Source organism: Streptomyces sp. CMB-StM0423 (assembly GCF_002847285.1).
Lineage (GTDB): Bacteria > Actinomycetota > Actinomycetes > Streptomycetales > Streptomycetaceae > Streptomyces.
Map to the genome: position 1 here is coordinate 5,393,548 of NZ_CP025407.1, position 14,457 is coordinate 5,408,004.

Consider the following 14,457-nt stretch of genomic DNA (forward strand, 5'->3'; position numbering starts at 1 on the left):
CGGCGGTTCCTCAGCCCGCCGCCAGCACCTCCCGCAGCCGCCCGTACGTCGGCGCAAGCCTGCGCAGCACCTCCGCCAGCGCCGCCCCGTCGCCCCGCACCAGCGGATACTGCACCGCCCCCAGCAGCCGCGCCTGCCCCTGAAGCACCCCCGCCGCCCCGTCGAGCCCCGCCCGCCGCACGTACGCCGAGGCGTCCGCGAGCCGGCGCGCCCCGACCCGTACCGCGAACGCCGCCAGCAACTCCCGCACCCCCGCGTCGAGCCCGGCCGCGGCCCGCGCCGCCAGCTTCTCCAGCGCCTCCGCCCCGCCCACCGTCCCCGGCGGCACCGGCAGGTCGGCGCGGCCCGCGAGCCACGCGACGGCGCCGGGGAGCGCGGCCCGTACCGCCTCCTCCGCCGTGACCGTACGGACCCGCTCGAAGCCCGCCCGCATCACGTACGGCTCCGCCGTGTACTCCACCGCCTCCGCCCGCCAGGACGCCAGGAACTCGTCGACCGGCAGGGTGGCGTACGGGTGGCCGTGCGGGTCGTGCAGGAGGACCGTGTCGTCCTCGGCGGCCAGCGCGACCACGTAGTGGTCGCTGCCGCCGGCCGCGGGGCCCCACGGGGTGCCGGGGTGGTACAGCAGCAGGCCCATGTCGACAGGCCCGACCAGCACGGGACCGCGCGCGCACGCCGTCCGCAGCCGCGCCATCGCCTCGTCGGCGGACCCGCCCGAGGTCCGGTCGCAGCGCAGACCGAGCAGGGTGACGGCGTCGTCGAGGCCGATCTCGGGGTCCCAGCCGTACGGGTCGAAGAGCGGGACGGTGCCGCCGAGGAGCTGGACGCCGAAGGGGGAGCCGGTGAGGGTCTCCACGAGGGCAGGGGAGGGGCCGGGGCCGGGGAGGGACATGACGAGGGAGTCGGCGTAGCAGTAGGGGCCTGAGCCCGTGTAGTCGGTCATGCGGCCAGGCAACGGCCTGACACCGGGGGAGAGTCCAGCCCGGGCCTAGGAGACGGCGGAGGTCCGCGGCACCCGGCCCAGCAGCGTCACCGCGACCGCGCCCAGCGCCAGCGCGCCGCCGAGCCACAGCACCGACCGCGTACCGAACCCGTCCACCATCCGGCCGCCCGTGAACGCCCCTAGGGCGATGGCCCCGTTGAACACCGCCACGAACAGCGATGTCGCGCCCTCCCGGGCCCGCGGCGCGGCCAGGCCCAGCCACGTCTGCGTACTCACCGACACCCCTCCGTACGCCAGCCCCCACACGACCAGCAGCGCCGCCGCACCCGCCACCGACAGCCCGAGCAGCGGCACGAGCAGCAGCGAGGCGGTCAGCACGGCGCCGATCACCAGCACGGTGCCGCGCAGCCGCCGGCCCACCAGGGCGCCGGCCGCGAAGTTGCCGGCGATACCGGCGATTCCGTACGCGAGCAGGAGGGTCCCGATCATCGGCGCCCCGACGCCCGAGAGGTCCTCCAGGATGGGGCGTACGTACGTGTACGCGGCAAAGTGCCCCGTCACCAGCAGGGACACCACCGCGAGCCCGGTGGCCACCCGGCGGTCGCCGGCCAGCCGCACCACCCCGCCGAGGGCGACCGCCTCCGCCGCGGGCAGCGGCGGCAGCAGCACGGCCATCGCGGCGCTCACCAACAGCGCGAGGCCGCCGACGGCGAGGAACGCGGCGCGCCAGCCGACGAGTTCACCGAGGTACGCGCCCGCCGGCACGCCCACGACCGAGGCGACGGCGACGCCGCTGAAGATCAGGGAGGTCGCTGCCCCGACGGCCGCGGCCGGCACCAGCCGCACCCCGAGACCGCCGGCGAGCGACCAGACGCCGCCGAGCCCGACGCCGACGAGGACGCGGGCGGCGATCACGACGGCGAAGCCCGGCGACCAGGCGGCGAGCACGTTGGCCGCGGCCAGGAGCACCATCAGGGAGCAGAGGACGAGCCGCCGGTCGAGCCGGCCGACCGCGGCGGTGACGAGCGGGGCGGAGAGGGCGGCGACCAGGCCGGTGACGGTGAGGGTGAGGCCGGCGGTGCCTTCGCTGACGTACAGCGAACCGCTGATGGGGGTGAGCAGACCGACCGGCAGCATCTCGGAGGTGACCACGGTGAAGGTCCCGGCGGCCACGGTCGCCACTGCGGGCCAGCCGCCTTCGGCGGTGGCTTCTGCGGGCGGGGCTGCGGACAGCTCGTCGACTTTTGCCATGACGTCAGCCAAGCCCGGCGGGAGGGAGGGGAACAAGCGCGAAGTGCTCATGCTTCCATGAGGTGGGCTAATGGAAACGCGGCGCGCGACGGCGCCGGGCGGAAGGGCGGCGGCGGATGGCGAGCGCAGGTCAGGGGGGTGGGGACGGGAAGCCGGCGGCGGTGGGCGGGGTGGAGATCCGCGAGCTGGAGTGCTTTCTGGTCCTGGCGGAGGAGCTGCACTTCGGACGTACCGGCGAACGGCTGTATGTATCGCAGAGCCGGGTCAGCCAGCTCGTCCGCGCGCTCGAACACCGCATCGGCGCCCGCCTCGTGGACCGCACCAGCCGCCGGGTCCGGCTCACCGCGGCGGGCGAGGACTTCCTCGCCGCGCTCCGCCCGGCGTACGCGGCGCTGCGCGCGGCCGTCGACGACGCCAGGGCGGCGGCGCTGGGGGTGGGCGGGCCGCTGCGGATCGGGTTCCAGGGGGTGGTGGGGTACGGATTCATGGACGCGGTCGGGGAGTTCGAGGACCGGCACCCGGGGTGCGCCACGCGGCTGACCGAACTCCCGCTGTCGGACCCCTTCGGGGCGCTGCACCGCGACGAGGTGGACGCGGCGGTGGTGCTGCTGCCGGTGGCGGAGCCGGGGCTGGCGCTGGGGCCGGTCTTCTCCGTACAGCCCCAGTACGCGGCGGTCTCGCGGCGGCACGCCTTCGCGGGGCTTGTGGAGGTGGACGCCGAGGACCTGGCCGGGACCCCGCTGATAGGCGTGACGGCTCCGGCGCCGCCGTACTGGCGCGAGGCCCAGTCCCCGACGCACACCCCGTCGGGCGCGCCCGTCCCGCGAGGTCCGGAGGTGGGAACGCTGCAGGAGGGCCTGTCGCTGGTGGCGGCGAACCGGGGGGTGATGCTGCTGTGCCGCCCGACGGCGGAGCACCACCCGCGGGGGGATGTGGCGTACGTACGGGTAAGGGGCCTGCGGGAGTCGGCGCTGGGCCTGGTGTGGCGGGAAGACGGGGCAGGCGCGGCGGTACGGGCGTTCGCGGGGACGGTGGGGGAGACGATGAGGGGTGCGGGGTGAGGGGAGGGGGCGCGGGGGGTGGAAACTCACGGAAACGGCACCGGCAAACCCGGGCAGAACACCCGGTCAGCCCGACTTTCGCCGCACGGGACGCAGGGGCGTCGGCGAGGCGGGCTGACGCGGCACGGGGTGAGGATCCCGAAGGCCCGCACACTCGGGAGACGGGTGGCCCGGTGGGTCACGACGCGGTACGGGCAAACCCCGACGCCCCGCCCCGCCCGATCGGTGCACCCCGCACATGGCGCCATCCCCGACTCCGCAATCCCCGCGGAGCGGGCCCGGTTCGGGGCGTGCGGCGTCGGGGTGTCCGGGCTCGTCCGGGGGCTGCCGTGCCGTGGGTTTCGAGCATCGGGCCCACCTCCCGCGGCCGCCGCTTCCGCAGCAGCGCCGGCACCGACCTCGCGGCGACCGTCCGGCACCAGCGGCGCTGTGCCCTCGGGGGCTGGAGGCATGGCTTCGGTGGTTGCGTGCGGTCGGGTGGCTTGTCGCGCCCAGGGCGGGCGAATGCGGTCGTAATTCGCGGTAACGCCTCCTGATTCGGGCCTGATTGGGGGGAGGGGGCGACTTTCGCCCCCCGACGTGCCCCGCAACCCGCCGGCGACCGGCCCCCCGTAGCCGGTCGCCGGCTTCTCGGCGGTTACCTGATGTTCCTCGTGTCCGCCTCCACCTCCGCCAGGTACTCCTCCAGCGTCACCGGCCTCCCCCGCACCCCCGGGCGCCGTTCCCACGGCCTCGGGCCCTCCGGGCTCCGGTACTCCACCCCCAGCGCCTCCAGCCGGCCCAGGTGGTGTGCCAGCCGCTCCGCGAAGGCCGCGCCGTCCCTCGTCGCGTCGCACCACACCGTCTCCGCGAACGCGCTCATCCGCGGGAACGCCTGGTAGTCCAGCGCCCGGACGTTGTCGATCGCCTCCGTCCACAGGCCGCACTGCGCGCCGATGACCAGGTCCGCCGCCGGGGTGCCGCGGAGTTCCTCAGGGACCGGTTCGAAGGCGTAGACCTCCTCGACCGGCAGGACCGTGCCCACCGGCACCGGTTCGTCCGCCGAGTCCGACGCGCGATAGTCGAGGTAGACCTGGCGGGCCGGGCTCGTGATGACCTGGTGGCCCTCGCGGGCCGCCCGTACCGCGCCGTGGTTGTCGCGCCACGACACGATCGTCGCGGCCGGCGGCAGGCCGCCCTCCAGGATCTCGTCCCAGCCCAGCAACTGCCGTCCCCGCGCCTCCAGATGGTCCGAGACCTGCCGGATGAACCAGCTCTGCAGCTCGTCCTCGTTGCGCAGCCCCAGCTCCGCCATCCGCGCCTGCGCCGCCGGGCTCGCCTTCCACTGGTCCTTCGGGCACTCGTCGCCGCCGACGCAGATGATCGGGCTGGGGAACAGCTCGATCACCTCGTCGAAGACGTTCCGTACGAAGTCCAGCGTCCCGTCCGCGACGTTGAGGATGTCCGACTTCACGCCCCAGCCGGTCTCCACCGCCAACTGCGCCCCGGTGTTGCCCAGTTCGGGGTACGCCGCGATCGCGGCCTGCGTGTGTCCCGGCACGTCGACCTCCGGTACCACCAGGATGTGCCTGGCCGCCGCGTACGCCACGATCTCGCGGATGTCGTCCTGCGTGTAGTAGCCGCCGTGCGGCCGGCCGTCGCCCGTCTCGTTCCAGCCCGGCTTCGACTCCGTGCGCCAGGAGCCGATCTCCGTCAGCCGCGGGTAGCGCTTCACCTCCAGGCGCCAGCCCTGGTCGTCGGTGAGGTGGAAGTGGAGCACGTTCAGTTTGTGCAGCGCCATCTGGTCGAGCACGCGCAGCACGTCGCGCTTGGTGAAGAAGTGCCTGGCCACGTCCAGCAGCACGCCCCGCCACGCGAACCGCGGCCGGTCCTCGATCTCGACGCCGGCCACGTCCCACGGGCCCTCGTCGAGCGCGCTGTGGCGCAGGGTGTGCGGCGGCAGGAGCTGGCGCAGCGTCTGCACGCCGTAGAAGGCGCCGGCCGGGCCGCCCGCGGCGATGCGGATGCCGTCGGGGCCGATCGTCAGGCGGTACGACTCCGGCCCCGCACCCGGGTCCGCGGCCAGCTCCCCGGACAGGGCCAGCTCGATCCCGCCCCGGCCCGGCGGCAGCGTGCAGCCCGTGCCGGGCAGGAGCTGTTCGCGCAGGACGCGGGCGACCGGGGCGAGCGCCGGATCGGCGACGTGCAGCGGGGTGTCCGGGCCCAGGGCGTACGAACCGGGGCGGGGGGAGCTGCGCGACGGCGTGGGGATGATCAAGGTCGGTCTCCGTTCGACGGGTTGACGCTGGCGTTCTCCACTCCATATAAAGGGCTCCACCGTAAATATGTAAAGGAGTCCATCGTTACTCCGTCGTGTGTTCGTCACGGCAGGCGGTGGGCCCGGGAGGGGCGTGGCTATGACATCGGCAGCGGAGCTGGGCGGGGACCTGTCCCGGCTGCGGCATCTGAACTCGCTCGCCGTCGTGGACGTCCTGCGCGGCACCGAGCCGCTCACCCTCACCGCCGTCGCCGAGCGGACAGGACTGTCCCGGCCGTCCACCAAGGACGTCGTCGGCCAGCTCGTGGAGCTGGGCTGGGTCCAGGAACTCGGGCCCGCGCAGGGCACCGTCGGGCGGCCCGCGCGGCGGTACCGGTTCCGGGCCGACGCCGGGCACGTCGCCGGCATCGACATCGGGGTCCACAGCGTGCGCGCCGCCATCGCCGACCTCGACGGCACCGTCCACGCCCAGACCCACCGCACCGTCAGCCCCGCCACCCCCGTCGACGACCGCATCGCCGCCGCCGACCTGGCCGTCGCCGACTGCCTGACCGCCGTCGGGCTGCGGCGCGAGGAGCTGTGGGCCGTCGGCGCGGGCACCACCGGCATCGTGGACCGCGCCGGCAAGGTGCAGTTCTGCGCCGGCGTCGCCAACTGGACCGGCGTCGACCTCGCCGCCCGGATCGGCGCGCTCTTCCCCTGCGCCGTGCAGATCGACAACGACTCCCGCCTCGCGGCCCTCGCCGAGCGCCAGTGGGGCGTCGCCAAGGGCGTCGACGACACCGTCTTCCTGCACGCCGGCCGGCGCACCGGCGCCGCGCTGGTCGTCGGGGGGCAGGTGCACCGCGGCTTCGGCGGCGTCGCCGGCGAGGTCGGCATGCACCCCGTGACGCACTGGGTCACCGCCGCCTCGTACCTCCACGACTGCCCCGTCGTCCCCCGGGGCGCGCCCCAGAGCGACGCCGCGCGGCACACCTTCGCCGCCGCCCGCGGCGGCGACCCCGTCGCCGTGGCGGCCGTCGAGCGCTACTGCGACGACCTGGCCCTCGGCACCGCGGCGATGGTCATGACCCTCGACCCCGAACTCGTCGTCCTCGGCGGCGCGTTCTCGCGCGCCGCCGACGTGCTGCTGCCGCGGCTGCGGCGGCGGCTGGAGGACGTGTGCCTGCGGGTGCCGGAGCTGCGCGCGTCCGCGCTCGACGAGGAGTGCGTCGCGGTCGGCGCGATCGGGCGGGCCGTGGCGTACCTGGACGGCGAGCTGTTCGGCGGTGCCGCCGGGCAGATCGTCCCGCTGCACGACCTCGCCGCCGGCGACGGGAAGACAGCAGAGCCCCCAGGCCACCCGGGCGATCAGCGCCACCCGGGCGTGCGGGCCCAGCGGCGCGATCCGGGCGATCAGGGCGCCCCGAGACCTGACCGAGCAGGAGGTGCCCGTTGACGACGACGCCCCGCACCGAGGCGACCGCCGATCCCGTACGGAACGAAGGCGGCGCCCCGCCGACACCCCCCGGCCCCCGGGCCGGCACCGCGCCGCCCCCGGTGAGCCCGCTCCGCGCCCTGTGGCGGCGGACCGTCCCCGTCCGCTGGCTGGCGCCCAGCACCCTGCTCATCGCGGCCGTGATCGTCTTCCCGGCGATCTACATGGTCGGGATGTCCTTCGTCGAGATCAACCGCATCGGCCTGACCGACGGCTTCGCGGGTCTGGAGAACTACCGCAGCCTCTTCGCCGAGGACGAACTCCCCGGCGTCGTCGGCAACACCCTCCTGTGGGTCGTGGTCGTCGTCGGACTCACGGTCCTCGCCTCCCTCGCCCTCGCGCAATTCCTCGCCAAGGACTTCTTCGGCCGCCGCCTCGTCCGGCTCGCGCTGATCGTGCCGTGGGCGACGTCCCTGGTGATGACCGCGACCGTCTGGCGCTTCATCTACGAGGGCGGGAACGGCCTGCTCAACCGGCTGCTGATGGATCTGAAGATCCTCGACTCGCCGGTGGACTGGTACAAGGACCCGGACATCGCCTTCTACTCGCTGATGGCGGTCGGGGTCGTCACCTCGATCCCCTTCACGGCGTACGTCCTGCTCTCCGGGCTGCAGACCATCCCCGGCGAGGTGCTGGAGGCCGCGAAGATCGACGGCGCCGGGCCGTGGACCACCTGGCGCCGGGTGACGCTGCCGATGCTGCGGCCCTCGCTGACCGTCGCGCTCGTGCTCAACATGCTGCACGTCTTCAACGCCTTCGCCCTGATCTGGGTGATCATGGGCAAGACGGCCGGCAACCACGCCGACACCTCCGTCACCTTCATGTACAAGATCGCCTTCACCGGCCGGCTCGACACCGGCGAGGCCGCCGCCCTCGGCGTGCTCAACGTGATCGCGATCAGCCTCCTCATCGCCGTCCTCATCAAGCTCCTCAAGGGCCGCGACCCGCTCGCCCCCGGCAAGGAGCGGCGCGGCAGCGAGGCCGCCGAGGCCCTCGGCCGCCGCACCCGGCTCGCCTCGGCCGCACTCGCCCGCGCCGTACGCCCCGTGGGCGGACCGCTGGCCGCCGGGTGGCGGCGGGTGCGGCACGTCGGGCTGCCGCTCGCGGGGCTCTGCGTCGCGCTGTTCTTCCTCGCGCCGTACGTCGCGATGTTCCTCGGCTCGCTGAAGACCGACGCCGAGCTGTTCCAGGTGCCCGCCGACTACCTGCCCGACGAATGGGCCTGGTCCAACTACGCCGACGTGTGGGACAAGATCCCGCTGGCCGACTACTTCAGGGTCAGCCTGATCGTCGCGCTGGTCTCCACCGCCGTGGTGCTGCTGATCGCCGCGCCAGCCGCGTTCATCCTGGCGCGGACGAAGTTCCGCGGCCGGGGCGCGTTCCTCGGGCTGGTGCTGGTCTCCCAGATGTTCCCGGCGGTGGCGCTGCTCATCGGCCTGTACCGGGAGGCGGTGTTCACCGGCGGGATCCACAGCTACTGGTTCATCATCGCGGTCAACTGCGCCTTCAACATCGCCTTCGCCATCTGGATCCTGCACACCCAGTTCAGCTCCATACCCGTGGAGATAGACGAGGCGGCGATGCTCGACGGGCTCGGCCGCTTCCGGATCATGGTGCGGATGGCGCTGCCGCTGGCGGCCCCCGCGCTCATCACCGTCACCATCTTCACGTTCATCCAGGTCTGGAACGAGTTCGTCATCTCGCTCACCGTCTTCAACGAGCCCACGGAGAACCGGGTGCCGCTCACCGTCGGCGTGCAGCAGTTCGTGGGCCTGTACGAGACGAACTACCAGTACCTCTTCGCCGCCTCCCTGATGGCGATCGTGCCCGCGGTGATCCTGTTCGCGCTCATCGAGCGGTACCTGGTGAGCGGCCTGACGAAGGGCAGCACCAAATGAGCCACCTCATGCCCGGCAGAAGGCCCGGCAGAAGGGCCGTCCTCCGCGCCGGCGGCGCGCTCGCCTCCGCGTCCGCGCTCGGCGCGCTGGCGGCGGCCTGCGGCCGGCCCGTCGCGGCCGGGGACCCGGACTCCATCAAGGTCGTCATCGCGCAGTACACCGACGGCACGCAGCCGTACTGGCGCAGGCTCGTCGCGAAGTTCGAGGACAAGCACCCCGGCAAGAGCGTCAAGCTGCAGATCATCGACTGGGGCAACCTGCAGACGCAGATCAACACGATGGTGCAGACGGGCCAGTTGCCCGACATAGCCAACCTCAACCTCTTCGCCGACTACGCCGACGCCGGCCTGCTGCACCCCGCGGAGGACGTCCTCACCCCCGAGGTCTACGGCGACTTCATGCCCGCCTTCGCCGACAACGCCTCCTTCCGGGGCCGGCAGTACGCGCTGCCGTTCCTCGCCACCGTCAACGGCATGTACTACAACAAGGCGGTCCTGCGCGAAGCCGGCTTCGACGGGCCGCCGGAGACCCGCGACCAGTTCCTCGACGCCGTCGACCGGATCAAGGCGCTGCCCGGGAAGTACGTCCCGTACGGGCTGGCCCTCGGCATCGAGTCCGGGCACTACGAGTTCGGCACCTGGGCCCGCGCCAACGGCGGCGGCTGGACCGCGAACGGCAAGTGGGCCATCGACAGCGACCGCAACGTCGAAACGCTCGGCTTCCTCCAGGACCTCGGCAAGCGCGGCTACACCCAGCCCAACCCCGGCCAGACCAACCGGCCCGACGGCACCTGGCCGCTGTTCGCGCAGGGCAAGGCCGCGATGGTCTACGGCGCCTTCGGCGCGCGGGCGTTCCTGGACCTGATCGAGAAGGGCGACGTCGACTACGGGCTCGCCGTCCACCCGGTCAGCCACGGCGCGGAGCCCGTCGCGCACGGCATCCAGGACTACCTGATGGCGTTCAGGAAGTCCGGCAACCGGGAGCTGATCCGCGACTTCCTCAGCTTCTTCTACCGGCCGGAGAACTACGTGCCGTATCTGAAGACCGAGGGCCTGCTGCCCACCACGCAGTCGGCGGTCGACGTGCTCAAGGACGACCGGCGGGTCGGGCGGTACGTGGGGATGACGGGGCGGGCGCGGTTCGACCCCACCACGCGGCCGGTCTGGGCCGAGCTGCTCGGGGTGATGGGCAACGACCTGGGCAAGGCCGTCAGCCAGAACTCGGCGCCGGAGAAGGTGCTGCGCGAGTTCCAGTCCATCGCGGTCTCGGGGGACTGAGGGCCCTTCCCGGGCACGTCCCCGGATCCCGCGAGCCCCTTGAGCCCTGTGAGCCCCGACGCCGCCGGTTGCCGTGTCCTCGGGCCGGCGGCGTCGGAACCAGCGTCCGCGGCGGGCGGCCGTCCTCCCGCCCGCCGCGGACCACCATCCCGCGTGCCACGTACGCGCGTGCCGCGTACGCGCGTGCCACGTACCCGTGGGCCAGCAGCCCGCGGATCGCCGGCTCAGCTCAGGGAGAAGTCCGCGATACGCACCCCTTCACCCGGCACCAGATACACGTCCCGCCGCCCGGCCGCGCCCCGCAGCACCACCGTGACGTCCTCGTACGCGTACCGCGACCCCGTGCTCCGCACCGCCGCCCGGCCCGCCACCTGGCCGTCCGGCGCGTCCAGCCGTACCTCCAGCGTGGCCTCGCCCGGCGACTCCTTCGCCACCCGCGCCACCAGCCGTCGCGCCCCGCGCCGCAGGTCGGCGTCCGCGAACAGCAGCCACGCGCCCGCCGACTCCGCGCCGACCGCCGTGCCGCGCGGCTTCGACTCGTCGACCAGCCGCACGCCCGCGTAGTCGTCGAAGTTCTCCGCCCGCGTCGTCCGCCGCAGATCCCGCGGCGGCACCGTCTCGCCGTCGACGGCCAGCTCCGCCCGCGCCCGGATGTCCCCGGACGAGGCGCCGACGAGCACGTCGTACGTGCTGCGCTCCACCACCCAGCGCTCGCGGGTGACGTCCCAGTGCGCCAGCGCCGCGCGCGGCAGCGGCAGCGTCACCGTGCGCGTCTCGCCGGGCCGGAGACCGACCTTCGCGAACGCCTGGAGCTTCTTCAGCGGCTGCTTCACGCGGGATTCGCGCTGCCGCGTGTAGAGCTGCACGACCTCCGCGCCCGCGCGCCGGCCGGTGTTGGTGACCGGCACGGCGACGGCGTCGCGCAGCAGCCGCGGACGGCCGTAGCGGAAGGTGGTGTACGACAGGCCGTGGCCGAAGGGGTAGAGCACGTCGCCGGTGAAATACTGGTACGTGCGGCCGTACTTGATGTTGTCGTACTCCAGGATCGGCGGCAGGTCGGCGGCCGAGCGGTACCAGGTCTGGGTGAGCCGGCCCGCCGGGTTCACGTCGCCGAACAGCACGTCGGCCAGCGCCCGGCCGGTCTCCTGTCCCGCGTGGGTCGTCCACACCAGCGCGGGGACGTGCTCCTGCTCCCAGGTCAGCGTGGTGGGGTAGCTGTTCTCGACCACGACGACGGTCCGGGGGTTGGCGGCGAGCACGGCCCGTACCAGCGCCGACTGGGTGCCGGCCAGGCCCAGGTCCTCGCGGTCGTCGGTCTCGCGGGCGTTGATGAACGGCATCGAGCCGACGACGACGATCGCGGTGTCCGCCGCCCGCGCCGCCGCCACGGCCTCGTCGATGCCGTCTCGAAGCGTTTCGAGGGTGTAGCGGGAGGCGTCGGCGGCGGTGCCGAGGACGAGCCCGCCGTCCCCTGCGCGGGCGCGGAGGTAGACGGCGTCGCCGAGCCAGTTCTCGTAGCCCGCGTAGCGCAGCACCACCGTGCCGTCGTCCTGCTCCTCGGGGCGGAACAACTGCGAGACGAACCAGCCGTTGGGCTGGTCCTGGTCGTTGAAGAACCGGTACCCCGCGCCGTCCGGGTCGCGCATGCCGACGACCTTGCCGTTGGCCACGGCCCGCAGCGTGACGATGCCCTCGCCCCAGCCGAAGACGTCGAACTGCTCGGTCTCGCCCGCCGCCGTCGCGCTCTCCGCCAGCGCCGCGCCCCCGGCGCCGCGGCCCGCGGTGACGTAGCGGCCGGTTGCGGCGTTCCGCAGCGCCACCCGGTCGACGGCCTCGCTGGTCGTCACCTCGGTGCCCGCGCCCAGCCGGTCGGCGATGCCGCGCAGCGGCGTGATCGCGTACGGCAGGCTGCCCGCATACCAGTCGGTGTAGAGGGTGTCGGCCAGCGGGCCGACGACCGCGACCTTCCGCAGCCTGCGGGCGTCGAGCGGCAGCGCGCCGCGGTCGTTCTTCAGCAGCACGACCGCCTCGGCGGCGGTGCGGCGGGCGAGCTTGCGGTGCGCGGGGCTGTCGACGACGGACCTGTCGAGGTGCCCGTACGGGCCGCCGTCCGCGGCGAAGTCGCCGAGGCGCGCGCGGATGTCGAGGATGTGCCGTACGGCGGTGTCGACGTCCGCCTCCGTGAGCAGGCCCTGCGCCAGCGCCTCCCTGACGGCGGCGGCGGTCGGGCCGCCGTCGGTGTCGTCGGTGGTGAAGCTGTCGACGCCGGCCCTGAGGATGGCGGCGTCGGCCTCGGCGAGGGTGCCGAAGTACTTCTGCGAGCCGGTGGCCGGGAGGTTGTTGGGGGCCCAGGCGTCGGTGACGTTGAGCAGGGCGCGGTCGGTCCAGGTGCGTACCGAGGCGTTCAGGTCGGTGACCGTGCAGGGGCGGCCGTTGACGAGGTTGTACGCGGTCATGACGCCGCACGCGGCGTCGGCGGAGATCGCCGCCCGGTAGGCCGGCTCCTCGTACTCCTTGAGCACCCGCGGGCGCAGGTCCGAGGAGGTCTGGTCGCGGCGGACCTCGTTGTTGTTGGCCAGGTAGTGCTTGACGAGGGGTGCCGTCTTGAGGTTGTCGGGGTCGCCGCCGGTCAGCCCGCCCGCGTAGGCGGTGGAGATGACGCCGGTCAGGTACGGGTCCTCGGAGTAGCCCTCCTCGTTGCGGCCCCAGCGCGGGTCGCGCAGCAGGTTGACGACCGGCGCCCAGACGTTCAGGCCCCAGCCGGCGGGGCGGTCGTGCTGGAGGCCGCGCACCTCGTCGCCGACGGCGGCGCCGACCTCGCGGATCAGGCCGGGGTTCCAGGTGGCGGCGAGGCCGATCGCCTGCGGGAAGACGGTGGCGGGGCCGAGCCAGGCCAGGCCGTGCAGGGCCTCGGTGCCGGTGCGGAACGCCTTCATCCCGAGCCGGGGGATGGCGGGCTGCCACTGGTGGAGCAGGGAGATCTTCTCGTCGAGGGTGAGTTGGGAGAGCAGTTCGCGGACCTTGGCTGCGGCTGCCGAAGCGGCCGGTGTGGCCGGGGCTTTCGGGGCCGCCGCGGCGGTGCCGGCGAGTGCGGTGGTGAGAGAACCGGCCAGCGGGAGCGCCAGCGGGGCGGCGAGAACCGTTCTTCGTTTCACGTGTGCGACTCCTTCTGATCTAGTCGAAACGCTTCGACTGCGCGATGAGTTGCTCCGTTCCGGCACACAAAGGGCCGGCTCCGCCCGCCGCTCAGCCGGCGCGCGGCGCCGTCGTCGCCCGCCGGGTCAGCCACGGCGGCAGCATCGTCGCCTCCGGCACCTCCCGCCCGTCGAGCTTGCCCATCAGCAGTTCCACGGCCCGCGCCCCGATCTGCGCGGACGGCACCGCCACCGACGAGATCGGCAGCGGCGCCTGCTCCGCCAGCTCGTCCGGGCAGATCGCCACCACTGACAGGTCCTCGGGCACCCGCAGCCCGAGTCGTCGGAACGCGTCGATCAGCGGCTGCACCACCGGCTCGTTGTGCACCACCACCCCGGTCAGCTCCGGGTGCTCCCGCAGCAGCCGCTCCGCCATCGCCTGCGCCGCCGCCGGGGTCGCCTCGCAGGGGTGCACCGTCGACGTCAGCCCGCGCTCGTCGGCCGCCGCGGTGAAGCCCTGCGTGACGCGCTGCGCGAAGCCCGTCTCGCGCAGATACACCTCGGGCGGTGAGCCGACGAGGGCCACGCACCGGTGCCCCAGCTCCGCCAGATGCGTCACGCAGGCACCGCCCGCCGCCGCGAAGTCCAGGTCGATGCAGGTCAGTCCGGTCGCATCGGCGGGGAAGCCGATGAGCACCGAGGGCCGGTCCAGGGCCCGCAGCAGCGGCAGCCGGGCGTCGTTCAACTGCACGTCCATCACGATGAGCGCGTCGACCAGCGCCGTGTCCGCCACCCGCCGCAGCCCTTCCTCGCCCTCCTCCTGGGTGAGCAGCAGCACGTCGTGGTCGTGCTGCCGGGCCGTCGTCACCACCGACACCGCGAACTGCATGACGACCGGCACATGGATCCCGCTCCGGAACGGGATGACCAGCGCCAGCACGTTGGACCTGCTGCTGGCCAGCGCGCGGGCGCCGGCGTGCGGGCGGTAGCCCAGCTCGCGGATGCTGGACTCGATGCGCTGCCGGGTCTCGTCGGAGATCGGGCGCTTGCCGCTGAGCGCGTACGAGACGGTGCTCGGCGACACCCCGGCGTGCCGGGCCACATCGGTGATCTTGACCATCAACTCCCCCTGCTCGACCGGCCGGCCGTCCGACATGGC

At 73.6% G+C, this 14,457-nt stretch carries 9 protein-coding genes; 4 read left to right on the top strand and 5 right to left on the bottom strand.

All coding sequences use genetic code 11. From position 1 onward, the window contains the following. Positions 1–10: 10 nt before the first annotated feature. Both CXR04_RS23520 and CXR04_RS23525 read right to left on the bottom strand, forming a co-directional pair. Positions 11–943, bottom strand: a complete 933-nt coding sequence (locus tag CXR04_RS23520; RefSeq protein ID WP_101424277.1) for a hypothetical protein — start codon at positions 941–943, stop codon at positions 11–13. A 45-nt stretch (positions 944–988) separates the two neighbouring features. Then, entirely contained in the window at positions 989–2,194 is a 1,206-nt protein-coding gene (locus CXR04_RS23525) for an MFS transporter (protein WP_101424278.1), read from the bottom strand. A gap of 161 nt (positions 2,195–2,355) precedes the next feature. On the opposite strand from CXR04_RS23525, the gene CXR04_RS23530 reads away from it, so the two are divergent. Then, positions 2,356–3,255, top strand: a complete 900-nt coding sequence (locus CXR04_RS23530) for a LysR family transcriptional regulator (protein WP_101424279.1) — start codon at positions 2,356–2,358, stop codon at positions 3,253–3,255. A 637-nt stretch (positions 3,256–3,892) separates the two neighbouring features. Here the strand turns inward: CXR04_RS23530 and CXR04_RS23535 are convergent. Then, entirely contained in the window at positions 3,893–5,512 is a 1,620-nt protein-coding gene (locus CXR04_RS23535; RefSeq protein WP_101424280.1) for a beta-N-acetylhexosaminidase, read from the bottom strand. Between the two features lie 139 nt (positions 5,513–5,651). Here CXR04_RS23535 and CXR04_RS23540 point away from each other — a divergent pair, with 139 nt between their 5' ends. Genes CXR04_RS23540 through CXR04_RS23550 form a run of 3 tightly spaced genes read left to right on the top strand, consistent with a single transcriptional unit; the run spans position 5,652 to position 10,164 of the window. Beyond that, positions 5,652–6,950: an ROK family transcriptional regulator gene (locus CXR04_RS23540; protein ID WP_101424281.1), complete on the top strand. Its 1,299-nt coding sequence runs from the start codon at positions 5,652–5,654 to the stop codon at positions 6,948–6,950. Continuing rightward, positions 6,947–8,887: an ABC transporter permease gene (locus CXR04_RS23545; protein WP_101424282.1), complete on the top strand. Its 1,941-nt coding sequence runs from the start codon at positions 6,947–6,949 to the stop codon at positions 8,885–8,887. Before CXR04_RS23540 ends, CXR04_RS23545 begins: the two co-directional genes overlap by 4 nt. 8 nt (positions 8,888–8,895) lie before the next feature. Then, a complete protein-coding gene (locus CXR04_RS23550; protein ID WP_234380441.1) occupies positions 8,896–10,164 on the top strand; it encodes an extracellular solute-binding protein in 1,269 nt (422 codons plus the stop codon). A 224-nt stretch (positions 10,165–10,388) separates the two neighbouring features. Here the strand turns inward: CXR04_RS23550 and CXR04_RS23555 are convergent, their stop codons facing one another. Beyond that, positions 10,389–13,319, bottom strand: a complete 2,931-nt coding sequence (locus tag CXR04_RS23555) for a glycoside hydrolase family 3 protein (RefSeq protein WP_101424284.1) — start codon at positions 13,317–13,319, stop codon at positions 10,389–10,391. Between the two features lie 91 nt (positions 13,320–13,410). Next, positions 13,411–14,454, bottom strand: a complete 1,044-nt coding sequence (locus tag CXR04_RS23560; RefSeq protein ID WP_101426555.1) for a LacI family DNA-binding transcriptional regulator — start codon at positions 14,452–14,454, stop codon at positions 13,411–13,413. Positions 14,455–14,457: the final 3 nt, after the last annotated feature.